The following is a 24,519-nucleotide window of genomic DNA, read 5'->3' as shown; positions in this document are numbered from 1 at the left end:
CTCTCCTGCATCAAAAGACACAAGGGGAGCGGGCCGATGGCTGGCACTGTACTGGTAACCGGGGGCACGGGCTATATCGCAGGCGAGCTCATTCGCCAGCTCTTGGCGAAAGGCTGGACCGTCCATGCGACCGTCCGCAACAAGGCGAAGAGCGAAGCGCTGCTGCGCAGCCGCGTCGGCGATCCGGGCGAGGACCGTTTCAAGGTCTTCGAGGCCGAGCTGATGAGCGACGATGGCTGGGCCGAAGCGGTCGCGGGTTGCACGCATGTGGCGCATGTCGCCTCGCCCATCGCGGCCTCCACGCCCAAGGACGAGAACGAGATGATCGTGCCCGCGCGCGAAGGCACGCTGCGGGCGCTGCGCTTTGCGCGGGATGCGGGCGTCAAACGCTTCGTCCAGACGAGCTCCATGGCCGCGGTCGCCTATGGCCGCAGCGAGAAGGAATACACCGTCGACGAGAGCGACTGGACCGATGTCAGCCACCCCGATGTCTATCCTTACGTCAAGTCGAAGACCATCGCCGAGCGCGCCGCGCGCGACTGGATGGCGGCCGAGGGCGGGGATATGGAATTCGTCTCGGTCAACCCGGCGATGGTGCTGGGCCCGGTCGACGATCCCGACTTCAGCCCCTCGGTCGAGGCGGTGAAGCAATTGCTCAACGGGTCGATGCCGATGGCGCCTGACCTCGGTTTTGCCATCGTCGACACGCGCGATGTGGCGGACCTGCATGTGCGGTGCCTGGAAGAGTCGGGGCTGGCGGGTGAGCGGTTCCTGGCCGCGGGCAAGTTCTACAGGATGATCGAAGTGGGCGAGGCGCTGCGCCGCGGCCTGCCGGCCGAGCATACGAAGAAGGTGCCGACCAAGGTGATGCCCAACTGGATGGTCTCCGTCCTCAGCCTGTTCAACGCGGGCGTGCGCTCGATCAAGAGCGAGCTTGGCAAGAGCCGCCATGTCGATGCGAGCCATGCGCTCGAGCGGCTCGGCTGGAAGACCCGCAGCGAGGAAGAAAGCATCGTCGATTGCGGACGCAGCCTCATCGAACACGGCGTGGTGAAGCCGTAATGGAGGTGGCGGGCAAGCGCGTGCTCCTCACAGGAGGCACGGCGGGTATCGGCGAGCAGATGGCGCTCCAGCTCAAGGCCAAGGGCGCCGAGGTGATCATCACCGGCCGCTCGCTCAAGAAGCTGGAGGCGATGCGCAAGGCCGGGTTCGAGGCGATCGAGGCGGACCTGCATTCGCCGCTGGGTGCGGACCGGATCGTGCAGGCGCTAGGCGGCCGCACTCTCGATGTGCTGATCAACAACGCGGGGCAGGGCGTCGACCATGATTTCCGCGAGGAAGCGCCCGATGCGGACGCGGCCGACGATTGCATCTACGCCAATCTCAACACGCCGATCCGCCTGATCACCGCGCTGCTGCCGCGCCTCAAGGAACGGCCCGAGGCGGCGATCATCAACGTGACCAGCGGACTTGCGATTGCACCGCGCGCGGGCGGGCCGGTCTATTGCGCTACCAAGGCGGCGCTCAGGAGCTACACGCAGGCCATTCGTGCGCAGCTTGCCGATACGAATGTCGCGGTGATCGAGGCGCTGCCGCCGGTGGTCGACACGCAGATGACCGCCGGCCGGACGAACAAGAAGATGGCTCCGCAGGAATGCGCGCGGCAGATCCTCGATGCGCTGGAGAAGGGCCATGCGGAAGCCAATGTCGGCATGGTGAAGGTACTCAAAGCGGTTCACTCCGCATCGCCCGCCCTCGCGCGCAAGGTGATGCTGCGCTTCTGACCTGACCGCACCGCCTTGGGACGAACGGGCCTTGCCGCATTGCAACAGGGCCGGGCCCTCGTCACAAGGCGCAGGAAACGAATCGCAATCGGGGTATTCGCATGAACATGCTGGCGTCGCGCGGGCAGCTGCGCGCAAGTTTCCTTCGTTGGGCCCTTTTCCTGGTGCCGCTGTGTGTGCTTCTGGGGTTCCTTTCCGGCATGTTCGGCAGCCCCAACACGGCCTGGTTCCAGGGGCTTGAAAAGCCTGGCATCTATCCCGAGCCCAGGTGGTTCGGCATCGTGTGGACCATCCTCTACGTCATGATCGGCCTGTCGGTTGCGCTGGTCGCCTCGGCCTGGGGCGCGCGCGGGCGCACGGCGGCGCTTTCGGTATTCGCCGTGCACTTCGTGCTGAACCTCTCGTGGAGCTACGTGTTCTTCGGCGCGCAGCAGATCAGCGGGGCGCTGTACCTGCTGGTCGCAATCGTGCTGTCGCTGCTGGTGGTGATGGCGCTGTTCTGGCGCGTGCGGAAGCTCGCCGCTGTCCTGCTCATTCCCTACCTCGCCTGGGTCTGCTTCGCGACGGCGCTGAATTACCAGTTCCTGCAGCTGAACCCGGACGCTGACGGCGGGAACGCGGACGGCGCGGTGGAGCGTGTGAGGATTTAGTTTTTTGTTTTGCGAACCCGCATCTGCGGGTTCGTCCTCGCTAGACGTGCAGCAAGCTGCACCCGCTGCGGGCGGGCGTGCAGGTGGCCTTTGGCCAGCGCACCTATGGTGCACTTCCGCCCTTGCCGGGCCTCCGCCGGCCCGGTGCTCTTGCGATCTCGGTCAGCGTTCCGAGCCGCTAGGCGAGGCAAGGCCGACTGGCCGCCCGCAGCGACGCGACCGCAAGGTCGCATGAGCGAGGATAGCCTAAGGCCGCGGACGCGGCCGCCGGCGCTTGAGGCTAGACAAAATCCGCAGCGCGTCCCAAGGGGACGGGATGCAATCTCAAAACCCCCTGATCGCCGACTTCGTCAAACTCGCCAATTCGGCGGCCGGTACGCTCGCTGGCATGGGCCGCGAGGCGCGCGATGCGGCGCGTGAGCGGGCCAAGGGCAGCTTTGCCGGAATGGACTTCGTCAGCCGCGAGGAATTCGACGCGGTGAAGGCGCTTGCGAGCAAGGCCCGCGAAGAGGCGGAAGACCTCAAGGCCCGCGTCGAAGCGCTCGAAGCCAAGATCAAGTGACCCGCGCCCCTGCCGCAGGGTAGGGACGCGCCATGCACCTTTCCGCACCCGCCATATTGATTGCCGCGCGCCCGCATGGGGAGACGGCGGTCATCGCGCGCCTGCTGACGGAAGAGAGCGGCGTCGTTGCCGCCTATGTCGCGGGCGGGCGCGGGCGGCAACTGCGCCCGGTGGTGATCCCGGGCAACCTCGTCCAGGCCGAAATCCGCGCGAAATCCGACAGCCAGCTGCCCTTTGCCCGACTTGAGCTGGTAAAGAGCCGCGGGCCGTGGCTGTCGGAACCGCTGCCCGCTGCGGCAATCGCCTGGGCCACCGCGCTCACCGCCAGCGCGCTGCCCGAACGCAACCCCTATCCCACGCTCTACGCCGCACTCGGCGGGGTGCTCGACGCGATCTGCTCTGCCGAGGCCGCGCGCCAATGGGTCGAGGCGCTGGCGATCTACGAAGCGCTGCTGCTGCGCGAGCTGGGCTATGGCGGCGAGCGTCCGGCAATAGCGAACCTTGGGCAGGCCTTGGAAATTCTCGACCGCCAGGAGCCGCTAATCGCGCGCTACCTGCTTGCCGACACCCACGCCGACGTCCTAGCTGCACGGCAACTCTTGCGGCAGCGTTTGGCACGGATGGTGGAATGAAGATTGCGGTATTTGCAGGCGATGGAATTGGCCCTGAAGTCACGGCGCAGGCGCTGCGCGTGCTTGAGGCGCTGGAGCTGCCCGGCCTGACGCTGTTCGAAGGCGATGTGGGCGCCGCCGCCTATCGCCGCCACGGCCACCCGCTGCCTGAAGAAACGCTGGAGATGGCGCGCGCCGCCGATGCGATCCTGTTCGGCGCGGTGGGCGATTTTTCCTGCGACGATTTGCCGCGCAACCTGCGGCCCGAACAGGCGATCCTGGGCCTGCGCAGCGAACTCGGCCTGTTTGCAAACCTTCGTCCGGCCGCCGGTTTCCCGGGGCTGGAGCACCTGTCGTCGCTCAAGCCCGATGTCGCGCGCAGCATCGACCTGCTGGTCGTTCGCGAACTCAACGGCGACGTCTATTTCGGCGACAAGGGCGAACGCGAGAGCGCCGGCGGTCGCGAGGGCTGGGACGCGATGAGCTACAACGAGGCGGAGGTGCGCCGCATTGCGCACACCGCCTTCCGTGCGGCGATGGGGCGGTCCAAGCGCCTGACCAGCGTCGACAAGGCCAACGTGCTGGAAACCAGCCGCATCTGGCGCGAGACGATTATCGAGGTGGCGAGCGAGTATCCCGAGGTTGAGCTCGACCACATGTATGTCGACAACGCGGCCATGCAGCTGGTGAAGTCGCCCGGCCAGTTCGACACCATCGTTACCGGCAACCTCTTCGGCGATATCCTCTCCGACCAGGCCAGCGCCTGCGTCGGCTCGATCGGCCTGCTCGCCAGCGCTTCGTTGGGCGAACGGCAGACCGAGTTCGGCACTTTCGGCCTTTATGAGCCGATCCACGGCAGCGCGCCCGATATTGCGGGCGAGGGCAAGGCGAACCCGGTCGCCGCTGTCCTCAGCCTCGCCATGCTGCTGCGCCATTCGCTGGGGCGCGAGGCGGAAGCGGCCCGGATCGAGCGCGCGGTCGAAGCTATTCTGGCCGATAGCGTCTTCGGCGGGGACCTGGGCGGAACCGCCTCCACCGCGGAGGTTGGCGATGCGATTGTTAGGAAGCTGGTAACCATATCTTGAGGATTGCGGCATAACCGGGTCATGCAATGGATATGAACCCGGAAACGCAGCCCACCATGGCTACCGCCGCCGAGCCCAGCGCAAAGCCGCTGGACCTTGCCATCATCCTGCCGACGCTCAACGAGCGCGACAATCTCGAGCCGCTGGTCGAGCGGATCGAGGGCGCGCTGGGTGTGTCGGGCTGGGAAGTGCTGATTGTCGACGACAATTCGGCCGATGGCACCAGCGATGAAGGCCGCCGCCTGTCGCTCACCGATCCGCGCGTGCGCGTGATCCAGCGCATTGGCCGCCGCGGCCTGTCGAGCGCGGCAATCGAAGGATTCTGCGCCACCGCCGCGCCCTATGTCGCGGTGATGGACGCCGACCATCAGCACGATCCCAAGCTGCTGGTCGACATGCTCGCAGCTGTGAAATCGGGCGAGGCCGAAGTCGCCGTCGCCAGCCGTTTCGCCGAAGGCGCGAGCATGGAGGAATGGGGCCGCCCCGACCGCGAGAAGCTGTCGAGCGTTGCCAATTTCCTCGCCCGCAAACTGACCGGGGTGGAACTGTCCGACCCGATGAGCGGCTTCTTCCTGCTGCCCGCTGCCACCGCGCGCCGCCTGGTGCCGAACCTGTCGGGCATCGGCTTCAAGATCCTGCTCGACCTGCTCGCTACTTCCGAAACGCCGCTCAAGGTGAAGGACTTCCCGATGAATTTCTCCGCTCGCCGTTCGGGCGAATCGAAACTCGACCGCGCCATCGCGCTCGATTTCCTCGCCGGGCTCTACGACAAGAGCTTCGGCCGCATCATCCCGACCCGCTTTGCCCTGTTCGGCACGGTCGGGGTGCTCGGCATCGGCGTGCACATGGCGATCCTCTACGCCTTCCTGCTGGTCGCCGGCACGAACTTCAGCTGGAGCCAGGCGGTCGCCACCTTCGGGGCGATGACCTTCAACTTCTGGCTCAACAACTTCCTCACCTATCGCGACCGCCGCCTTAAGGATGCCGACAAGGTCTTCTGGGGCTGGGTCAGCTTCATCGCGGCCTGTTCGATCGGCGCTTTCGCCAATGTCGCGGTTGCCACGACGCTGCACGACCGGGGCCTGCACGAGGTGCTCGCTGCGCTGGTTGGCATCGGTATCGGCTCGGTGTGGAACTACGCCCTGTCGAGCCGCTTCGTGTGGGGTCGGTATTGAGGTTCGAGGTGTGCGCTATCGACATCCGTCGATAGCTTGCGGCTGCGCCATCCCACGCCTGAGTTTTCCGGTGCGTGAAGCGCTTCCGCGCTTCCCTTAGCTGTGCCGTTCCACGCCCCCACCCGGCCACCCACGGAATTATCCTGAATGGGTGGCCGGGTGGGGGCGTGGGCTGGAACAGCAAGCCTTCGACGGATGTCCTGACCGCACCCCAACCAAAACCCTCTATCTCCAGCTTTCCAGCCAGGTCCACACCGCGAAACTATCCGGTCCAGCCAGCGGGTCGCCGCTGATGATCGGGTAGAACCACGCAAAGACCAGCGCGCTTGCCACCACCGGGGCCAGCGCGCTCTTGCGCCAGCCGTTTTGCCATAGCCGGTCGCAGGCCAGCGCCAGCGCGGCGAGCAGCGCCATGCTGGGCAGGGCGTAGTGGTAGTAGAACTGCACCGGCTTGCTCGCGACGATCCAGAAGCCGAGGCTGACCGCGTAGAGCACCGCCACGCCAAGCGCCGTCCAGTGGCGGCGCAGCACGCCATGCCAGGCGCACCAGGCGAGGGCGGGCAGGCCCAGCAGCATCGTCAGCGGGTTGCCGATCAGCATGATGCCGCGCTGCACCCCGTCGATCGGCTCGTAGAGATACCAGATCGAGCGGGCATTCAGCACCCATTGCTCCCAGGTCGACTGGTAGGGATGCGCCTTGATCACCTGTTCCTGCTGCGAGAGCATGAACTGGTGGTGGAAGACGAGCCCCTCGGTGATCGGGTGGAAGCGGAAGAAGAAGGCGGGCGTATAGGTGGCGGCGTAAACTGCCAGCGGCACGAGGCCGAGCCACAGCGCGGCTTCCACCAGCGTGATCCCCGGCACGGGCGCGCCCCTGCGGCTGAGAAATAGCCGGCGGCGGCCGGCGGCGGCGCGGGCGAAGAAGAACACGAGGCCCGGCAGCATCGCCACCACCAGCGCGTTCCATTTCGACCCCATCGCAAGGCCCAGCGCCACGCCGGTCAGTGCAAGGCGCCAGCGGCCTTCCTCGGGCTGGCGGATCGCGGCGGCGAACTGCCAGGCGGCTAGGCTGAGGAAGGCGAGGTAGAATATGTCCAGCATCGCGATGCGCGCGTGGATGAACAGGTGGAACCCGGTCGCCAGCAGCACGCCGTAGGCGAGGGTGGCAAAGCGGCTCTGGGTCGCGAACCACAGCGCGCGCATGGCGCCGAACAGGGCGAGCGTGCCGAACAGCGTCGGGACAAGGCGCCAGCCCCAGGGATTGTCGCCGAACAGCGCGATTCCGGCAGCGATCAGCACCTTGCCCAGCAGCGGGTGCTCGCGGTTGGTGAACTCGCCCATGACCAGCAGCTCGCGCGCGGCGGGCAGGTAATGGACCTCGTCGAAATAAGGGTGCGGGATCGCGGTGAGGTGTGGCAGGCAAGCCACCCAGAAGGCGAGCGACAGCGCGGCGCACCAGCGCAGGGGATCCTGGGGTTGCTCCGGCGCGCGGGTCATGGAGCGGCGGTGTAGAAAGCCGCCGCCCGCGCTTCAAGCGCTAAGCTTCGGCGCGCCCGCGCTTTTCGAGCCAGAACAGGCGCGCGATCATAGCGAGCAGGCCGATGCTGGCGGTCGCGGCGATGAAGAGCAGCCACAGAGGGATGTTCATCCCCTGCGCCCTTGCGCGCGGCACGATGAAGAACGTCGCGATCCCGACAGCAAAGAGCAGGTCCCACCAGACCTGCACGCCCCACAGGTTCGTCGTGTGGTTCTCCCACACGGGAAGGATGCCTTCGCGGGCGATGGTGATGACAGAGTAGCCGAGAAACAGCACGAAGAGGACCGCGGCAAGCGCGCTGCTGCCCGTCGCCTCGCGGGTCATGGCGATATGCAGCAGGACGAAGACTACGGCGAGGAGGCCGCCGGCGGCGAGATACTCGAACGGTGTCATGACGTCAGGCTCCCGAATCGTATGTAGCGAGTGCTACACTTGTAGCTTCATGTAGCACTCGCTACAAGTGCGCGCATGGCACCCTCCCGCATGTCCCGCGAAACGCTCCTCCCGCTGCTGGCCGCCCATGTCATGCAGCACGGGCTCGCCGAGCTCTCCCTGAGACCGCTCGCCAAGGCCGCGGGGACGAGCGACCGGATGCTGATCTACCATTTCGGCAGCAAGGGGCAGCTTGTCGCCGCGCTGCTCGATTACCTTGCCGACCAATTCGCGCTGGCGCTCGACACCGCCTTTCCTGCCGAGCGCAGCGCCTCGCGCCGGGCCTGCGCGCAAACGGTCTATGCCATTACCGGCGATCCGGCCTTCGCGCCGTTCTTCCGGGTGTGGTGGGACATCGTTTCGGGCTGCGCCAACGGCAACGCCGCCTATCTCGAAGCGGCCGGGCGGATCATGGACCGGCTGCTCGATTGGGTGGTCGACCATCTCCCCGAAGACGAGCCCGACCCGCAGGCCGGCGCCCGGGCCGTCCTCACCGCGATCGAGGGATCGCAGATGCTGCGCGCGGTCGGGCGCGGGGATATGGGCGAAGCGGGGCTTGCCGCCTTGGAAGGCTGAGCCGCTTGCCGCGTCACGCCCGCGTGCTATTCGCTGCCACCATGAAGAAGACCACCGGCACCGACCGTTCGATCACCTCCAAGTGGCGCCCCGCGACGCAGGCTGTGCGCGGCGGCACCTGGCGCTCCGAGCATGGCGAGACCAGCGAAGCGCTGTTCCTCTCCAGCGGCTACACCTACGACAACGCGCAGACCGTCGCCGACCGGTTCGCGGGCGAGGCCGAGGGCATGACCTATTCGCGTCTCCAGAACCCGACCGTCGCCATGCTGGAAGAACGCATCGCGCTGATGGAAGGGGCGGAGGCCTGCCGCGCGCAGGCAAGCGGCATGGCGGCGATGACGACCGCGCTCCTGTGCCAGCTTTCGGCGGGCGACCACGTGGTCGGCGCGCGCGCCGCCTTCGGATCGTGCCGCTGGCTGCTCGACAGCCTGCTGCCGCGTTTCGGGATCGAGACCACCGTGGTCGACAGCGCCGATGACGACGCCTGGGAGGCCGCGATCCGGCCGAACACCAAGGTCTTCTTCTTCGAAACGCCGGCCAACCCGACGCTCGACGTGGTCGACCTTGCTCATGTCTGCGCCGTCGCCAAGGCGCATGGGATCACCACGGTGGTCGACAACGCCTTTGCCACCAGCGCGCTGCAGAAACCGATGGAGTTCGGCGCGGACGTTGTCGCCTACTCCGCCACCAAGCTGATGGACGGGCAGGGCCGCGTGCTCGCAGGCGCGGTCTGCGCGAGCCAGGATTGGATCGATGAGGTGCTGCTGCCCTTCCAGCGCAACACGGGTCCGAACATTTCGCCCTTCAACGCCTGGGTGGTCTTGAAGGGCCTCGAGACGCTGGACCTGCGAGCCCGCCGGCAGAGCGAGAACGCGGTGGCGCTCGGCGCGTTCATGGAGCCCCGCGTGCCCAAGATGCTGCACCCGGGCCTTGCCAGCCACCCGCGCCATGCGCTCGCTACAAGCCAGATGGTCGCCACGGGTCCGATCTTCGCCTTCGACGTGGGCGACCGGGCGACCGCCTTTGCCGTGCTCGACGCGCTGCAGCTGGTCGATATCTCCAACAACATCGGCGATGCGCGCAGCCTGATGTGCCACCCGGCCAGCACCACCCACGCAGGCATGACTGCCGAAGCGCGCGACGAGATGGGCGTGACCGAAGGCCTGCTGCGCATCAACGTAGGGCTGGAGGATGTCGAGGACCTGAAGGAAGACCTCGACCAGGCGCTCGCTGCCGCGGGGCTTTAACGTCGCCAGCCGTTGCGCAGGGCGACGGCTTCCAGTTCCTCGCCAAGGGCGTGCGCGGTGGTCAGCGCCGTGCGGCAGCGCGCGTCGTCGGTCAGCGCGCCGTGCACGTCGAGCCCGCCGCCGCCGACCATGGCCATGAGCAGCCCTTCGTCGCGCGTCATGCCTGCCGCGCAGCAGGGCGCGAGGCGGATCTTGCGCTGTGAACTGCGCGCAAGGTCGACCACCAGCGCCCGTGTCAGGACCAGCAGCCGGCGGAAGCCCGGCCCGGCCGCGTCGAGCGCAAGCATGGTCGCGCGCGCATCCTGCAGGCCATGCGCCACCATCCGGCGCAGGAGCACGAGGCCCAGCGTCTGGCTGCGCAGGGCGGGGAGGGGAAGGTCGAGGGCGGTCGAATCCGATCGGTCGGTCATGGGCGTCTCCTTGCCTGCCCGATAATATGCTATTGCAAATCATTCGCAACAGTGAAGCGGCAGAAAGATGCGCTTTGCCCTTTGCTGCCGCATCTGGAAGAAGGGCGAGCAAGGGAGAACGCCGTGACCAAGACCGTCGAGTTCATTTTCGATTTTGTCAGCCCAAACGGATACCTCGCGTGGTATCCGCTCAAGGGCGTGCTGCAGCGCACCGGAGCCGAGCTGGTCGTGACGCCCGTGTTCCTTGGCGGGATGCACCGCCTGACAGGCAACGCGCCGCCGATGATCCGCGACAAGGATGTGAAGGGCAAGGTCGAGTATTCCTCGCTCGAGATGCGCCGCTTCATCGAGCGGCACGGCTACGACAAGTTCCGTCTCCATCCGCAGTTCCCGTTCAATTCGGTGACCTTCCAGCGCATGCTGCTGGCGGTTGAGGGGGAGGAGCGCGTAAAGCTCGTCGAAACCCTGCTCGTCGCGCTGTGGGAAGAAGGGGTCGCGATCGACGATCCCGCCGCCATAGGCGCAAAGCTCGCCGGCGCGGGGTTCGATGCCCAGGCCTTGCTTGAAAAGACGCAGGACCCGGCAATCAAGCAGCAGCTGATCGACAACACCTCCGCCGCGGTGGAACGCGGTGCCTTCGGCATCCCGACCTTCTATGTGGACCGGGGCGAGGGGCCGGAAATGTATTTCGGCAAGGAACGTCTCGGGCAGATCGAGGAGTACCTAAACGGCGGTAAACCCTGAGCGGATTATTTTTCCGCAGAAATACCCGTTCGGCGGTTGAATCCTCTTTGTCTTGCGATACCGTGAAAAGCGGATCGTAATACTTGAGGGGTCGTCATGTTTCGTATTAGCGCGCTTGCCGCGTCGTTTGTCGCTTTGTCCGCCGTTCCGCTGTCCGCGCCGCTCGCGCAGACCGCACAGGCTTCCGCCGAAGCCCGCCCGGCACAGATTCCGGAAGCCGCCTTTGCCAAGCGCAGCCCGTTCACCCGGGTCACCGTTTCGCCCGACGGGCGCCTGATTGCCTCGCGCGCTCGCGCAGGCGGCAAGGAATTCGTCGCCCTGATCGATGCCTCGACGCAGAAGCTGGTGCAGCGCTACTCGGTCGGCGAAGGCAACGAGATCACCCGCATCCGCTGGGCCGGTCCGAAGCAGCTGCTGGTCTCCATCCGCGGCACGGCGGAGCGTGCGGGCAATTCCTATTCGGCAACCCGGCTTGCCTATGTCCATGTCGAAACCGGCGCGATGGAAATGCTCGGCGATTTCGGCGGCCGTGACGGCGACAACGTGATTTTCATCGCCGAGGATGGCTCCTACGCGCTCGTTTCCGTCCAGCGCCTGCGCACGCAGTATCCCTCGGTAGTGCGGTATGATTTCGGGTCGGAAGTGCGCACCTCGATCGCGCAGCGCCCGATCGAAGGCGTGTGGGACTGGTACGCCGACAACGAAGGCGTGGTGCGCCTCGGCCTTGGCCTGCGGTCGCGCAACCTGCGGGTTCACTACCGCTCGGGCCCCGACGACAAGTTCCGCCTGGTCGAGAAGATCAAGGACCGGGACATCGAGGACAATTACCTCGACGTGACCTACATCCGCGCCGGGTCCGACCAGGCCTATGTCCTGACCAAGGGCGATAGCGAGCGCATCGGTCTCTACACCTTCGACCTCGCCACGCGCGAGGTCATCGATCTCGTCTACGAAAACCCGGATGCGGATATCGACAGCGTGCAGATGCGCGATGGCAAGCCGATGGGCGCGTTCTGGACCAACGACCAGTCGAATGTTCACTGGTTCGACGAAGGGCTGGCCCAGACCTACGACGCGCTGTCCAACGCGCTGCCGGAAGAGCTGGTGTGGATCCAGTCGCGTTCCGAAGAGGACGAGCGGCTGGTCATCTGGGCCGGCGGACCGGCCGACCCGGGCGCCTATTACGTCTACACCCCGGCCGAAGGCCGCCTGTCGCTGCTGACCGAGCAGCGGCCCGAGATCGACGAGACCCAGCTCGCGCGGCCCAAGGCCATCGGCTACACCGCGCGCGACGGCACGAAGATCCGCGCGATCCTGACCCTGCCCAAGGGACGCGAGGCGAAGGACCTGCCGCTGATCATCCTGCCGCATGGCGGGCCTTACGAAGTCCACGACACGCTCGACTACAGCGACGAGGTCCAGCTTCTCGCCAACCGCGGTTACGCCGTGCTCCAGCCCAACTTCCGCGGCTCGGGCGGCTACGGCGAAGCCTTCGTCGAGCTCGGCTATGGCCAGATTGGCCAGGCGATGCAGGACGACCTCGACGATGCGATGGACTGGGCCGTTGCCGAAGGCATTGCCGACAAGGACCGCGTCTGCCTCGTGGGCAGCTCCTATGGCGGATACGCCGCGCTCTGGGGCGTCATTCGCAATCCGGAACGCTATCGCTGCGCGGCAAGCTTTGCCGGGGTGACCGATTGGGAGCTGGTGCTTGAACACGACGACCAGTTCTTCCGCAACTGGGCGAACGAGCGGCGCGAGGCGAAGATCTTCGGCGAGGGAGACTTCGATTTCGACGCGGTTTCGCCTTACCGGCTCGCCCACACGCTGACCCGCCCGATCCTGATTGCACAGGGCAAGGACGATGAGCGCGTGCCCTATTCGCAGTTCACCAAGTTCCGCAGCGCGCTGAAGAAATCCTCGATCACGCCGGTTGAGCTGGTGTTCGAGGACGAGGGCCACTCGTTCAAGGAACCGGAGAGCGAGCAGCAGTGGTACGAGGCGCTCACCGCCTTCCTCGCCCAGCACAACCCGGCGGACTGAGGCCGCCGGGGAAGGGCAGGGGCCGGGCCGGACGCGCGGCGCGCGTCAGTTCGGCAGGTAGATCGTCTTCGTCTCGGTCAGCGTAATCGGCGGGACCGCGGCGAAGGGGATCACCGGCGTCAGGCGCAGCGTCAGCGTGAGCGTGCCCTGTTCGATATTGTTGGTGGTCGACCGGTTGAAGGTCAGCGTCTGGATTCCGGTCTGGTTGACGCCCAGCAGCTGCGCCTTGACGCGGTCGGTCACCTCGGTGTCGGTGGCCGTGGTGTCGACCTTGGCCAGGCGCAGGCCTTCGCCCATCGCGTGCCGCATCGCGCCGTTGGCGTTCAGCACGAGGCCGAACTGCAGCACGCCGATGATCAGCGCGACCAGCACCGGGATGGCGATGCCGAACTCGAGCCCGACCGAGCCGCGCTCGTCCCTTACAAGCCGCCGCATCACTGGAGCCTCACCACGCTGTCACCGGTCACGGTGACCGGGCGGTAGGTGCCGCTGCCGCCGCCGAACATGGCGGCGATGGCGCGCCAGTTGAACCCGGTCGAAACCTGCCGCTTGATGGCAACCTCGGCAAAGCGCGCGGTGACCTGGCCGGAGCTGCAGCTGTCGGTGAAATTGGCCTGCACCGTGCCGTCGCATTCGAGCGTCAGCTTCACGGTCACATCGGCGGTGTTGGTCACGCCCGAAGCGTTCTTGGCCTCGGTCACCAGATAGGCGGTGTTCCCGTTGGGCGGACGCTTGGCGAGCGCGAAATCGGTGGTGCGCTGGGCGGCCTGTTCGAGGTCGACGCGGGTGGTCACGATCTTGGACAGGTCGATCATGCCGAGGAACAGCAGCGCCAGCAGCGGCGCGACCAGCGCCAGTTCGACGAAGCCGACCCCGTTCTGGTCGCGCAGGAGACGTTGGAAAAAGGCAAACAGCATGGGTGCTTACTCCACCACGCGAACGACGCGGGCGACAGCGTCCACGCTGTCCACGTCGGAGTTGCAGTTGTTCTCGATATTGTTGGTCCCGCCGAAGCGGACCCGCTCGGTGATCAGCAGCAGGCACTGCGCATCGGCCGAAGCGCTGCCGTTATAGGTCACGTCGCCCTTGGGCATATAGATGATGCCTTCAAGATCGATATCCGCGCCGCCGTTGATCGTGTGAACCGCGGGCCCCAGCGGGTCCTGGTAGAACAGGATGCCGCCCCAGGTGGCGTTCTCGGCCGAGGTCGGCGCGGCGATGTCGATCGTGGCGCTGCCGTTGATGGAGATTTCGGCAATGGTGCTGGCGTTGTTGCCGGTGAGGATGAAGGTCACCCCGCCGCTGCCGGCCAGGTACACCTCGGCGCCCGAGTTGATCTTCAGGTCCCCGCCATCGATGATGTAGACCCCGCCTTCGAGATAGGCGGTGCCCTGGATGGTCAGGCCGTTGCACCAGCGCTTGTCGCCCGGCAGCGTTTCGGTGTCGCTCGGATTGATCTTGTAATTGTTGGCGTGACAGGCGCTGGGGCTGCTCGGCGGGGTGAGGCCGCGGCTGGCCAGCGGGTCTTCTACCGGCAGGCCGTAGGAAACGATCGCCGCGTCGGAGGGAAGGTTGCCGCTGGCGTAGTCGATCCCGCCGACCGAGTTGACGAGGTCCGTGTCTAGATAGGCGCCGCCGTTGAAGTCGATCGACACGCCCCCGGGGGAATTGCTGGCCACCGGGCAATCGAGCGAGACGGTTGCGCTACCGAAAACCTCGACGCCCGTGCCGCTGTCGGCAAGGCCGATGACGCAGGGCTCGCCCACGGCCACGGCGCGCGCGACGGCGCGGGTGCGGATGGTCGGGGCCTGCGCGAGGAAGACCGAGGAGAAGGGCAGCGAGGCGCTGGTCGTCGCGATGACCTCGATCGCCGAGGCATCGCCTGCGAAAGTGCCCGTCGCTGGCGGCGTGTTGACCGCTTCAAGGACATAGGCTGTGTTGGCAGTACGCGTGATCTCGCTGGTGACGGCGGCGGAATGCGCCAGCCCCTGCGTCTTCATCAGCGCGCCGGCGACCGCGCCGGTATCGACCGCCTGCTGCATCTGGCGCTTCCACAGGTACCACTGGACGGTATCGACGCCGATACCGGCGGCGCCGACCATCCCGGTCAGCGCCGCACCGGCGATCAGCAACACGTTGCCCTTCTCGTTTCGCCCCAGGCGGCGCAACAAATCGGCGATACGCGCGATCATGCCGTTTTCTCCCTCGTCAGGTGCGACCCATTTCGACGCTGACAGGGCTAGGGCGCACGCGGTTAGGGGAGTGTCACATTTCCCGGTAAATCCATTTTAACCATGTTCGGGAGGGCGCAGGTAAGCGCGCTGCCGGGGAAAATCGCCGGAATCGCCTTGCACGCGGGGGCAGGCGTATTACGTTGAGGGTGTGATCAAGGAGCTCTTCCAGCATGCTGCGACGACCGACGGGGTTACCGTCCGGGTCGCTGTGAACTTTCTGCCCGAACAGTCCCGCCCCGAAGCGGGCAAGTGGTTCTGGGTCTATCACATCCGCATCGAAAACGGCTCGCATGAGCGCGTCCAGCTGGTCACCCGCCATTGGCGGATCACCGATGGCGCGGGCATGGTCAGCCATGTCGATGGCGAAGGGGTGGTCGGCGAACAGCCGATCCTGCACCCGGGGCAGAGCCACGACTATGTCTCGGGCTGCCCGCTCGACACGCCGCATGGCTCGATGGAAGGCTTCTACACCTTCCACGCGGAAGACGGGTCGCCGCGCGAAGTGCGCATCCCCTTCTTCCCGCTGGCAGCACCGGCCACTGCGGACTGAGGGTCAGTCGTCCTCTTCGTCTTCTCCGATGCCGGAGAACTTGAAATCGCCGATCTTGATCTTGGGCTTCAGGTCCAGCCAGTCGGCCAGCATCTCGAAGTCCTTGGTCGCCGGGTAAGCGGCGAGCGCCGAACGGCTTTCGTTGAGGCGCAGGACGAGGCTCTTCTTCTTGCGCCTCAGCGCGCTGGTCGAAAGCGACACCTTGCTGCCCCCGCCAAGCCGGCGGGCGAGACGGAAGCCGAGGCCCCAGGTCATGCCTTCGCGCAGATCGTCGTCGCTGGCGAGCTCGCGCAGCTTTTCGGGCAGTGCGGTGCGCCCGAGGCTGCCGAACAGAGCCGCGCAGATCATCGCGCGGCCGCGCGCGTCGAGATCGATCCAGCGTTTGCCCAGCGCCCATTCGATCGCGTGGCTCGACCGCAGGTTCGGCTCAACGCGCTGGAGCGCACCCGATAGCTGGGCGGCGGCGAGGCGCAGCCGCTCGTTCACCCGGCCATCGCCATCGGCAAGATCCACCGTCCAGGCCGCCAGCAGCGTGGCTTCGGTGACCGAGGCGTCGCGCGGCGCGGTGTAGGCGGTGACCCCGGCCAGCAGCGGGTCGGCGCGCATCTGCGCCGGTGCCAGCCGCGAATAGAGCAGGCCTTCGCGAATGCCCCATGAAGAGAAGATCAGCTCGTCCGGTTCCACCGCGTCGAGCAGCGGGCGCAGCAGCGCCGCTGCATCGGGCAGGTAATGCGCGCGCATCGGGCTGATACCGCTGATCTCCATCAGCTTTTCCGGCTTCGCGCCGTCAAGCTCGCGCGCCAGGCGGCGGGCGTCGTCAGGCATCAGCGTGTAGCCATGCGGGTCGGTCAGCGGGTAGTCGAAATAGCGCATGGCGTAGGCGGCCAGCGCGCGCCAGGTGCCGCCGATCATGTACATCGGCCCCGAATGCGCCGCAGCCCAGCCGACCGACGCGAGTTGGTCGTGCACGGCGGCGGTGAAACCTTCCGGCCCCTTTTCGCGCAGCGCGGGCAGGCGCAGCGTGCCGAGCTGCAGACTGGAGGCCTCGTGGCATTCGTTCTCGGCGATCGAAACCAGCTCGAGGCTGCCGCCGCCAAGGTCTGCAACCACGCCGTTCGCGCCGGGGAAAGCGCCCAGTGCGCCCATTGCCGAGGCGCAGGCCTCTTCCTCGCCCGAGAGCAGGCGCGGCTCGAGGCCGAGGTCGGCCACGGCCTTCAGGAACTCCGCCCCGTTTTCCGCGTCGCGCGCGGCTGCCGTCGCGACCGTCTGGATGTCGTCGATCCCCAGGTCGCCCGTTATCAGCGCGTAGCGGGCGAGGGCGGCGATGGCTTCGTCCCAGGCCTCCTGCGGGATGCGCCCGGTCTCGGACAGGTCGCGGCCAAGGCGGGCGGCGACCTTCTCGTTCCAGACCACTTCGGGCGCGCGGGCGGTGCCTTCGTAGATCACCATGCGGACCGTGTTTGACCCGATATCGATAACCGCGCGCGGCGGCTGGATCAGCCGGCGTTGCCACTTCGCCGAACGGGATTTCTTCACTGATCGGCTCCTGGCAGGCTGAGGCGCGGCACTTCATGATCCGCTAGCGCGGCACCGCGCCCGGACAGCGAGGGGTTGGCCATGAAATATTCGTGGCAATTGAAACCGCCATCGCCCTGCCGCATGCGGTGGTACTGGCCGTCGGGCGCGAGGCTCCAGCTCTGTTCGGTGTCGAGAATGTTGGCGAGCATGACCTGGCCCAGCACCTGGTCGTGGACGGTCTTGTTGGTGATCGGCACCAGCACCTCGACCCGGCGGGTGAGGTTGCGGCTCATTGCATCGGCGCTGGTCACGAACAGCTTGGCCTGGCGGCTCGGCAGCTCCTTGCCGTTGGCAAAGGCCCAGACGCGCGAATGTTCGAGGAAGCGGCCGATGATCGATTTGACGCTGATGTTCTCCGATACGCCGGGAATCCCCGCGCGAAGGCTGCAGATGCCGCGCACGACCATGCGGATTTCCACGCCCGCCTGGCTGGCTTCGTAGAGCTTGTCGATCATCGCCTTGTTGGTGATCGAATTGAGTTTCACCCAGATGCCGGCGGGCTTGCCGTCGCGGGCGTTGGCGATCTCGGCATCGACCATCTGGAACAGCTGCTCCTGCAAGCCGATGGGGGAGACGGCGATCTTCTCCAGCTCGTCGGGTTCGATGTAGCCGGTGATGAAGTTGAACATCTTGGCCGCATCGCGCCCCAGCGCCGGGTCGGCGGTGAAGAAGCTGAGGTCGGTGTAAATCTTGGCGTTGATCGGGTGGTAGTTGCCCGTCCCGAAGTGGCAATAGGTGCGGTAGCCGTCTTCCTCGCGCCGGACGACAAGGCTGACCTTGGCGTGGGTCTTCCACTCGGTGAAGCCGTAGATCACCTGGACGCCCGCGCGTTCGAGCTCGTTCGCCCAGTGGATGTTGCGCTCTTCGTCGAAGCGGGCCTTCAGCTCGACCACGGCGGTCACCGCCTTGCCGTTCTGCGCCGCCTGGATCAGCGCGGCGATGACCGGCGACTGGTCGCCCGCGCGGTAGAGCGTCTGCTTGATCGACACGACCGCCGGATCGCGCGCCGCCTGCGACAGGAAATCGACCACCACGTCGAAGCTTTCGAAGGGGTGGTGGATGACGATGTCCTTCTCGCGGATCGCGGCGAAGCAATCCCCGTCATGTTCCAGGATGCGTTCGGGATAGCGCGGCGCGAAGGGGGCGAACTTGAGGTCCGGGCGCGGTTCGTTGCAGATCGCCGACAGATCGGCGAGGCCGAGCATCCCGGCGCTCTTCACGATCATGCCCTCATCGACCTCGAGCTGTTCGCGCAGCAGCGCTTCGGCCACCTCGTCGCACTCGTCATCGAGTTCCAGCAGCACCGTGCGCCCGCGGCGGCGGCGCTGGATCGCGGTGCGGAAGAAGCGCACGAGGTCCTCGGCCTCTTCCTCGACCTCGATATCGCTGTCGCGGATGACGCGGAAAATGCCGTCGCCGAGGATCTTGAAGCCGGGGAAGAGCTGGCCGGCAAAGCGCGTCACCAGCTGTTCGATGGCGACGTAGACCGCCTTTTCGCCCGGTACGCGCACGAAGCGCGGCGCCCCGCTGGGGATCAGGACCATCTCGATGAGGTCGGCCTTGCGCTTGCCGCGCTTCAGCCGGAAAATCACCCCGATCCCCTGGTTGGCGACGAAGGGGAAGGGGTGGCTGGGATCGATCGCCTGCGGCGTGATCAGCGGCAGGATGTCGCTCTCGAAATACTCGCCGAGCCACTTTTGCTGGTCCTTGGGAAGCTCGTCGATCGCGGCCAGCAGGATGCCTTCCTCGGCGAGCAGGCCGCTCAGCGTGTCGAGGTTCTTCTGCTGCCGGACTTCGAGCGCGAGCAATTGGTCGCGAATGGCCTCGAGCTGCTGGCGCGGCGAGGCGCCGTCGATGCCCTGCGTTTCGATGCCGCGCTGCACCTGGCCTTCGAGGCCGGCCACGCGGACCATGGTGAACTCGTCGAGATTGTTCGCCGAAATCGACAGGAAGCGCAGCCGTTCGAGCAGCGGATAGCGCTCGTTCTCGCATTCGGCGAGCACGCGGCGGTTGAACGAGAGCCAGCTCAGCTCGCGATTGGTATACCGATCCTCCGGCGCCGTGGGCGCGTCGGCTCCCGGATCGTTGGCCGGGAGTTGGGGGGAGACGTCGGCAGGCATTTCGCGTTGGCTTTCGGGCATGATCCTCGTGTGTGACGGTTCGGTTACAATGTGCGCATTCGGGGCGCTAATGCAAAGCCTTGTTCGCTGCACCTTGTTTAAGGCCCCTGCCGCATTTATGTCGCAATGCACCATGAAGCGCACCCATCTGCCCCTGAACGCCCTGCGCGTGTACGACGCCGCCGCCCGGCACCTGTCCTTTACCCGCGCCGCGGACGAGCTTGCCGTTACGCCTGCAGCCGTCGGCCAGCAGATTCGCGCGCTCGAAGATCACCTAGGCACCGTATTGTTCCGCCGCACGAGCAAGGGGCTGGAGCTGACGCAGGAAGGCTCGGCCGGTCTCGACGCGCTGCGCGAAGGGTTCCTGAAGTTCGAGGAAAGCGTGTCGGCCATGCAGGCTGGACAGGCGTCCGACAGCTACACCATCGCCTGCCCGCGCGAATTCTACGCCCAATGGCTGGCCCCGCGCCTGGCAAAGTTCGGCGAGGCAAACCCGGACATCAAGTTCACCTTCGTCGCCGACGAACACGCCGATTTCACCGAGGCAAACCTCGACTGCGCGATCCGGCTGGTCGACGGCCCGGGCGACTTGCAGGGCATCGAGCTCGACGAAGCGCGCCGCGTCACCGTCGCCCGGCCGAAGGAGCATGGCGGCGCGCCCGACCAGTGGATCGACTGGGGCCTCCCCCTGCAGGATGGCATTGCCGCGCATGTTACCGTTTCGAACGCCGGACAGGCGCTGTCCTCGGCGCTTGCGGGTCTCGGCAAGGCGATCCTTCCCGAGCTTCTCGCCAAGGAATCGATCGAAGCGGGCAAGCTCGAAGTGCTCGACGGACCGCACACGGGCACGCGCGCCTACTGGTTGGTCGCCCCGACGCCGCAATGGCGAACGAAGAAGGTAAAGGCGCTGGTCGGCTTCCTCGCCGAAAATTAGGCGTCCGCCGCGCAGGTTCTGCGCCCCTAGCGTTAACCATTGGAAGCTCCCGAAGTCTTGGGAACGCTCCCAATAAGGGGGCCGAGTAACCTCCTGTAAACCATAGACGGTTCCGGTATTTTACGGAATTTGTCCGATAGCCTGTGGTCGGGTTGACTATGGGGCATTGGCTTATGAGGGGCTTTCTACGGAAGCTTTGGAGTGATCAGAAGGGCAACGCGCTGGCGATTTTCGCCGCCGCGCTGGTGCCCCTGACCGTGGTGATCGGCAGCGGTCTGGACCTGAGCTTTGCCTATATGGCCAAGGCCAAGTTGCAGAACGCGTGCGACGCCGCCGTCCTTGCCGGGCGCCAGTCGATGACCGGCACCGCCTGGACGACCGCCAACGAAGACGAAGCCGACAAGTTCTTCCATTTCAATTTCCCCTCCGGCACGCTGGGCACGACCGACCTCGCGTTCACCGTAGCCCCCAACGCGAGCGACGCGGCCGAACTCGTCGGCTCCGCCAGCGTTACCGTGCCGACCTCGCTGATGTTCATTTTCGGCTATGACAGCATTCCGGTGGCAGCCAGCTGCGATGCGCGCCGCGACCAGGGGCATAACGATGTCATGCTGGTGCTCGACGTGACCGGCTCGATGAACAACGCCCCGTCGATCGGTGGCGATACGAAGATCGTGCGCCTGCGCAACGGCGCTGCGGGTCTCTATCGCGCGCTGGAAGACACCACCGGCAACGTCACCACGCGGTTTGGCATCATGCCCTATTCGCACACGGTCAATGTCGGCCGGAGCCTGAAGAACCGCGATATTATCAAGAACCAGCTCTACGCGTCGGGCGAGTACACCTACCAGTATTGCGATACGGACGGGTACTGGATCTGGGACTGCGTCGAGACGGTGACCGAAGAGCGCCAGATCACCGGCTTCTTCGAAAGCAACACCAAGTACCGCTACATGTCCTCCTTCAGCTATGACGGCGAGGAATATGTGAACATCAACCGTTCGACCTGGAACTTGGGTCAGGGCGGCACGGTCGGCGGCAACCGCCAGGCCTTCCGCACCAGCGGCGATGCCTGCATCGAAGAGCGGTCCAGTATCGGCCAGGGCGACGATCCGATCGTGATCCTGCAGACGGTCAGCCAGTCCGACATCGACGACCTGGCCAACAACGGCAACGACAAGGAACGCCAGTTCGGTCGCTACGACCCCGGTGTGCAGGCCGGCTACACGCAGGATGGCTGCCCGGCCGAAGCGACAAAGCTGACGGAATACGCCAACGAAACCGCGTTCAACACCGCAATTTCCACCGCGACCGCGCGTGTCACGGGCGGCACCTATCACGACATCGGCATGCTGTGGGGCTTCCGCTTCATCTCGCAGACCGGCTTCTTCGAGGACGACAACCCCTCGGAGATCAACAACTTCCCGGTCAATCCGCACATCGTCTTCATGACCGATGGCAAGCTCGACACGGGAGGCACGCTCTATTCGGCCTATGGCGTCGATACCTACCAGGACCGTGTCGACGGGACCGAGAGCCGCAACCAGAAGCACATCAACCGCTTCCACGCGATCTGCAACCTCGCCAAGGCGAACGGCATCACCATCTGGGTCATCGCGTTCGACGTCACCGATACGGACGATATCGACGACTGCGCGACCAGCGATGCGCATTTCTACACCACCGACGGATCGGATCTCGAGGACATCTTCGAGCAGATCGGTTCGGGCATCGGCAATCTGAGGCTGACCCGCTGATGCGACCGGTGGGCATCCTTCGCCAGCTGCGCCGGGACGAGGAGGGCGCGACCATCGTGGAATTCGCGATGATCGCCGCTCCCATGCTGCTCTTGCTGCTGGGCGGGCTCGATCTGGGCTACCAGAGCTATATCCGCTCGACCATGCAGGGCGCGCTGAACGATGCCGCGCGCGCCGCCGCGGTCGAAAACCCGATCATCGGCGTTTCGGGCAACACCGTGGAAGAGCAGGTCGAGAACCTGATCAAGAACACCGTGTCCCCCATTTCTCCGAACGCGACCATCAGCGTCACTCAGAAAAGCTACTTCGACTTTTCCAGCGTCGGAAACCCGGAGAAGCTGATGACGGACAACAACGGGAACGGTCTTTACGACGACGATGACGGGGATTGCTTCGAGGACGCGAACGGCAACGGGACCTTCGATACCGACGCGGGCGCCGACGGCATCGGCGGGGCGGACGATGTCGTGCTCTACACCGCGACCATCTCCGCGCCCCGCCTGATGCCGATCCACGCTTTCCTGCCCGGCCTCGGCTCGACCATCGAATACACGCTGGAAACCGCCGTGCGAAACCAGCCCTATGAAACCCAGGCAACCCCATCGGTGATCTGTGCGTAAGCTGCTGGCGAACCTTCGCCGCGACACGCGCGGCCTGGCGCTGATCGAGTTCGCCTATGCGGCGCCGATCTTCCTCACCATGGTGCTCACCGGGCTCGAGCTGTCGAACCTGGCGCTTGCGCACATGCGCGTCAGCCAGATGGCCATGACGGTCGCCGACAACGCGGGCCGCGTGACCTCGGGTATCGACGAAGCCAATATCTACGAGGTCTTTGCCGGTGCCGAAGTGACCGCCGGAGGCATCGATTTCGAGGATAACGGCCGCATGGTGCTCTCGAGCCTTGAAGACAACGGGAAGAACGGCTCGAACGCCGGACAGGTGATCACCTGGCAGCGCTGCTGGGGCAACGACACCACCATCCTGCCGGCCTATGGCGAAGAGGGCGACGGGGCGGACGACGACAGCCTCGAAGACGGGCTGGGCGCGGGCACCAACAAGATCGCGGCCATGTCGGGCACGGCGGTGATGTTCGTCGAAGTGACGTACCAGTACCAGCCGCTCGTCACGACCGGCTTCTTCGATGCGCCCACGATCCGCTACGAAAGCGCCTTCAACGTGCGCGGGCGGCAGAACAACGCGATCAGCAACACGCAGGGCCTCACGGTCCACAGCTGCTGACTTGCGCGCGCGGGCAGGCGCGCTAAACGCGCCGCCATGCCTGCTCCCGATACCTTCTCGACCGAGCGGTTCGCCCTGCGCCCCTTGCAGCGCGCCGATGCGGCCGCGCTTATGGGCACGCTGGGCGATGCCGGCCAGTGCCGCTTCCTCAGCCGCGCGGAATTTACCTCGGAAGAGGAGCTGTGGGGCTGGCTCGCCGATCCCGAGTGGGACGGACGCACGTGGATCGCCGTGGATGGCGAGGACAGGGTCGTGGGCCGCTTCGTCGCGGTTCCGGGGCACGAGGATGGCGTGGTCGAGATCGGCTACATCACCTGTGCCGAGACCCAGGGCAGGGGCGTCGCGCGCGAATGCACCGCCGTGCTGGTCGAACACCTGCTGGCCGAGGGCAACCGCAAGATCCTCGCCGAGATCGATTTCGAGAACACTCCCTCGATCCGGCTGGTCGAACGCCTCGGCTTCACCCGCGAGGCGCTGTTCCGTGAGCATGAGACCACGCACGCAGGCCTGCGCGATGTGGCGATCTACGCGCTGCTCGCGAGCGGGCGGGGCTAGCCGCCGCCCTCCAGCGCGTCGAAATGGGCGAAGATGTCGGCAAGGCCCGGCGGTTCGCTCTCTTCTCGCAGGCGGGCGAGCGCCTCGGCTATGTCGAGCCGGAATTCCAGCGTCCCCCCGTCGCGGTCCACTTTCTCGGCCCCGAGCCGCTTGATGAAGCGCATCGCGGCGGTGTTTTCGTAGAGGACATGGGCGGACAGGGCGTCCAGATCGTCGTCGCGCGCGTCGAGCAGCAGGGTCGCCGCCAGCATCCGCCCGAGGCCGAGGCCGTGATACTCGTCGACCACCCCGATCGAGAATTCCGCCACCCGCTCGCCCGGGTCGGGCCGCATGGCGTGGACCACACCCATCGCCGGCTGGGCGGGGTCGGAGGTGTCGATCGCCCCCCAGGCGAGGTGGAGGACCCCGTCGACGTCCAGCAGCCGCTCGATCACCCAGTCGGGCGGGCTCGCGGCGCCGGAGAAGAAGCGCAGATAGCGTGAGCGCGGGCTCATGCGCGCAATGCCTTCGCGCAGTCGCTCCTCGTCATGGGCGGCGACGGTGCGTATGCAGATGTTGCGCCCGTCTTCCAGCTGCGTGTTGATCGAGGCGTCCCCGCAGGCGCCCTGCCAGCGAAGCCCAGGATCGGTGTTGCGATCGTCCTGCATGGCGAGGGTTTCCGAATGACGCGGCGCGACCCGCTGGTTCCTTGCCTTA

General features: G+C 66.0%; 26 protein-coding genes. 17 read left to right on the top strand and 9 right to left on the bottom strand.

What is annotated here, in order from left to right; all coding sequences use genetic code 11:
- Nucleotides 1–36: 36 nt before the first annotated feature.
- The 7 genes from KUV82_RS10475 to KUV82_RS10445 all read left to right on the top strand — a co-directional run bounded on the left by KUV82_RS10475 (nucleotide 37) and on the right by KUV82_RS10445 (nucleotide 5,867).
- Nucleotides 37–1,062 (top strand): NAD-dependent epimerase/dehydratase family protein, encoded by a 1,026-nt coding sequence (locus KUV82_RS10475; protein WP_219954219.1) that lies wholly within the window; start codon nucleotides 37–39, stop codon nucleotides 1,060–1,062.
- On the top strand, nucleotides 1,062–1,784 hold the full coding sequence (locus tag KUV82_RS10470; RefSeq protein WP_219954218.1) for an SDR family oxidoreductase: 723 nt from the start codon (nucleotides 1,062–1,064) through the stop codon (nucleotides 1,782–1,784). Before KUV82_RS10475 ends, KUV82_RS10470 begins: the two co-directional genes overlap by 1 nt.
- Before the next feature lie 101 nt (nucleotides 1,785–1,885).
- Nucleotides 1,886–2,434 (top strand): TspO/MBR family protein, encoded by a 549-nt coding sequence (locus tag KUV82_RS10465; RefSeq protein WP_219954217.1) that lies wholly within the window; start codon nucleotides 1,886–1,888, stop codon nucleotides 2,432–2,434.
- Between the two features lie 316 nt (nucleotides 2,435–2,750).
- Complete coding sequence (locus tag KUV82_RS10460) at nucleotides 2,751–2,996, top strand: accessory factor UbiK family protein (RefSeq protein ID WP_219954216.1); 246 nt, start codon at nucleotides 2,751–2,753, stop codon at nucleotides 2,994–2,996.
- 32 nt (nucleotides 2,997–3,028) lie between these two features.
- Nucleotides 3,029–3,628 (top strand): DNA repair protein RecO, encoded by a 600-nt coding sequence (gene recO / locus KUV82_RS10455; RefSeq protein ID WP_219954215.1) that lies wholly within the window; start codon nucleotides 3,029–3,031, stop codon nucleotides 3,626–3,628.
- Complete coding sequence (gene leuB / locus KUV82_RS10450; protein WP_219954214.1) at nucleotides 3,625–4,692, top strand: 3-isopropylmalate dehydrogenase; 1,068 nt, start codon at nucleotides 3,625–3,627, stop codon at nucleotides 4,690–4,692. Before recO ends, leuB begins: the two co-directional genes overlap by 4 nt.
- 56 nt (nucleotides 4,693–4,748) lie before the next feature.
- Nucleotides 4,749–5,867 carry a glycosyltransferase gene (locus tag KUV82_RS10445; RefSeq protein ID WP_258319725.1) on the top strand — a complete coding sequence of 373 codons (1,119 nt, stop codon included), beginning with the start codon at nucleotides 4,749–4,751 and terminating at the stop codon, nucleotides 5,865–5,867.
- Nucleotides 5,868–6,092: 225 nt separating this feature from the next.
- On the opposite strand, the gene KUV82_RS10440 is transcribed toward KUV82_RS10445, so the two are convergent.
- Complete coding sequence (locus KUV82_RS10440) at nucleotides 6,093–7,364, bottom strand: phospholipid carrier-dependent glycosyltransferase (RefSeq protein WP_219954212.1); 1,272 nt, start codon at nucleotides 7,362–7,364, stop codon at nucleotides 6,093–6,095.
- A 40-nt stretch (nucleotides 7,365–7,404) separates the two neighbouring features.
- A complete protein-coding gene (locus KUV82_RS10435; RefSeq protein WP_219954211.1) occupies nucleotides 7,405–7,797 on the bottom strand; it encodes a hypothetical protein in 393 nt (130 codons plus the stop codon).
- Nucleotides 7,798–7,887: 90 nt separating this feature from the next.
- On the opposite strand from KUV82_RS10435, the gene KUV82_RS10430 reads away from it, so the two are divergent.
- Nucleotides 7,888–8,412: a TetR/AcrR family transcriptional regulator gene (locus KUV82_RS10430; protein WP_219954210.1), complete on the top strand. Its 525-nt coding sequence runs from the start codon at nucleotides 7,888–7,890 to the stop codon at nucleotides 8,410–8,412.
- Between the two features lie 41 nt (nucleotides 8,413–8,453).
- Nucleotides 8,454–9,659: a trans-sulfuration enzyme family protein gene (locus KUV82_RS10425; protein WP_219954209.1), complete on the top strand. Its 1,206-nt coding sequence runs from the start codon at nucleotides 8,454–8,456 to the stop codon at nucleotides 9,657–9,659.
- Here the strand turns inward: KUV82_RS10425 and KUV82_RS10420 are convergent.
- On the bottom strand, nucleotides 9,656–10,069 hold the full coding sequence (locus KUV82_RS10420) for a DUF6628 family protein (RefSeq protein WP_219954208.1): 414 nt from the start codon (nucleotides 10,067–10,069) through the stop codon (nucleotides 9,656–9,658). The two genes, KUV82_RS10425 and KUV82_RS10420, sit on opposite strands and share 4 nt — an antisense overlap.
- A 123-nt stretch (nucleotides 10,070–10,192) precedes the next feature.
- Here KUV82_RS10420 and KUV82_RS10415 point away from each other — a divergent pair, with 123 nt between their 5' ends.
- Both KUV82_RS10415 and KUV82_RS10410 read left to right on the top strand, forming a co-directional pair.
- Complete coding sequence (locus KUV82_RS10415; RefSeq protein WP_219954207.1) at nucleotides 10,193–10,813, top strand: 2-hydroxychromene-2-carboxylate isomerase; 621 nt, start codon at nucleotides 10,193–10,195, stop codon at nucleotides 10,811–10,813.
- Between the two features lie 96 nt (nucleotides 10,814–10,909).
- The gene (locus KUV82_RS10410) at nucleotides 10,910–12,856 is read left to right on the top strand and encodes a S9 family peptidase (RefSeq protein WP_219954206.1); all 1,947 of its coding nucleotides are present in this window, start codon (nucleotides 10,910–10,912) and stop codon (nucleotides 12,854–12,856) included.
- 45 nt (nucleotides 12,857–12,901) lie between these two features.
- Here the strand turns inward: KUV82_RS10410 and KUV82_RS10405 are convergent, their stop codons facing one another.
- The 3 genes from KUV82_RS10405 to KUV82_RS10395 are packed head-to-tail and all read right to left on the bottom strand — an operon-like array spanning nucleotide 12,902 to nucleotide 15,048.
- Nucleotides 12,902–13,291, bottom strand: a complete 390-nt coding sequence (locus tag KUV82_RS10405; RefSeq protein WP_219954205.1) for a TadE/TadG family type IV pilus assembly protein — start codon at nucleotides 13,289–13,291, stop codon at nucleotides 12,902–12,904.
- Entirely contained in the window at nucleotides 13,291–13,773 is a 483-nt protein-coding gene (locus KUV82_RS10400; RefSeq protein WP_219954204.1) for a TadE/TadG family type IV pilus assembly protein, read from the bottom strand. Before KUV82_RS10400 ends, KUV82_RS10405 begins: the two co-directional genes overlap by 1 nt.
- 6 nt (nucleotides 13,774–13,779) lie before the next feature.
- Nucleotides 13,780–15,048, bottom strand: coding sequence for a TadE/TadG family type IV pilus assembly protein (locus KUV82_RS10395; protein WP_219954203.1), 1,269 nt, complete (start codon nucleotides 15,046–15,048; stop codon nucleotides 13,780–13,782).
- A gap of 193 nt (nucleotides 15,049–15,241) precedes the next feature.
- Between KUV82_RS10395 and apaG the strand changes: the two genes are divergently transcribed.
- A complete protein-coding gene (gene apaG / locus KUV82_RS10390; RefSeq protein WP_219956294.1) occupies nucleotides 15,242–15,640 on the top strand; it encodes a Co2+/Mg2+ efflux protein ApaG in 399 nt (132 codons plus the stop codon).
- 3 nt (nucleotides 15,641–15,643) lie between these two features.
- Here the strand turns inward: apaG and KUV82_RS10385 are convergent, their stop codons facing one another.
- Nucleotides 15,644–17,176 carry a Ppx/GppA family phosphatase gene (locus KUV82_RS10385; RefSeq protein ID WP_258319724.1) on the bottom strand — a complete coding sequence of 511 codons (1,533 nt, stop codon included), beginning with the start codon at nucleotides 17,174–17,176 and terminating at the stop codon, nucleotides 15,644–15,646.
- Nucleotides 17,173–19,338 (bottom strand): RNA degradosome polyphosphate kinase, encoded by a 2,166-nt coding sequence (locus KUV82_RS10380; RefSeq protein WP_219954202.1) that lies wholly within the window; start codon nucleotides 19,336–19,338, stop codon nucleotides 17,173–17,175. The genes KUV82_RS10385 and KUV82_RS10380 overlap by 4 nt, the downstream gene beginning before the upstream one ends.
- Nucleotides 19,339–19,471: 133 nt before the next feature.
- Between KUV82_RS10380 and KUV82_RS10375 the strand changes: the two genes are divergently transcribed.
- From KUV82_RS10375 to KUV82_RS10355, 5 genes are all read left to right on the top strand, one after another.
- Entirely contained in the window at nucleotides 19,472–20,272 is an 801-nt protein-coding gene (locus tag KUV82_RS10375; RefSeq protein ID WP_219954201.1) for a LysR family transcriptional regulator, read from the top strand.
- 173 nt (nucleotides 20,273–20,445) lie between these two features.
- Nucleotides 20,446–22,029, top strand: a complete 1,584-nt coding sequence (locus KUV82_RS10370) for a pilus assembly protein (protein WP_219954200.1) — start codon at nucleotides 20,446–20,448, stop codon at nucleotides 22,027–22,029.
- A complete protein-coding gene (locus KUV82_RS10365) occupies nucleotides 22,029–22,649 on the top strand; it encodes a TadE/TadG family type IV pilus assembly protein (protein ID WP_219954199.1) in 621 nt (206 codons plus the stop codon). The genes KUV82_RS10370 and KUV82_RS10365 overlap by 1 nt, the downstream gene beginning before the upstream one ends.
- Nucleotides 22,642–23,268, top strand: a complete 627-nt coding sequence (locus tag KUV82_RS10360) for a TadE/TadG family type IV pilus assembly protein (RefSeq protein WP_219954198.1) — start codon at nucleotides 22,642–22,644, stop codon at nucleotides 23,266–23,268. Before KUV82_RS10365 ends, KUV82_RS10360 begins: the two co-directional genes overlap by 8 nt.
- Before the next feature lie 36 nt (nucleotides 23,269–23,304).
- Nucleotides 23,305–23,823: a GNAT family N-acetyltransferase gene (locus KUV82_RS10355; RefSeq protein WP_219954197.1), complete on the top strand. Its 519-nt coding sequence runs from the start codon at nucleotides 23,305–23,307 to the stop codon at nucleotides 23,821–23,823.
- On the opposite strand, the gene KUV82_RS10350 is transcribed toward KUV82_RS10355, so the two are convergent.
- On the bottom strand, nucleotides 23,820–24,470 hold the full coding sequence (locus KUV82_RS10350; protein WP_258319723.1) for a GNAT family N-acetyltransferase: 651 nt from the start codon (nucleotides 24,468–24,470) through the stop codon (nucleotides 23,820–23,822). The two genes, KUV82_RS10355 and KUV82_RS10350, sit on opposite strands and share 4 nt — an antisense overlap.
- Nucleotides 24,471–24,519 lie beyond the last annotated feature (49 nt).

The sequence above is a fragment of the Qipengyuania flava genome (assembly GCF_019448255.1).
Classification (GTDB): Bacteria; Pseudomonadota; Alphaproteobacteria; order Sphingomonadales; family Sphingomonadaceae; genus Qipengyuania; species Qipengyuania flava_A.
Note: the sequence above shows the minus strand (reverse complement) of the source record. Positions and strands in the feature narration are given on the sequence as shown.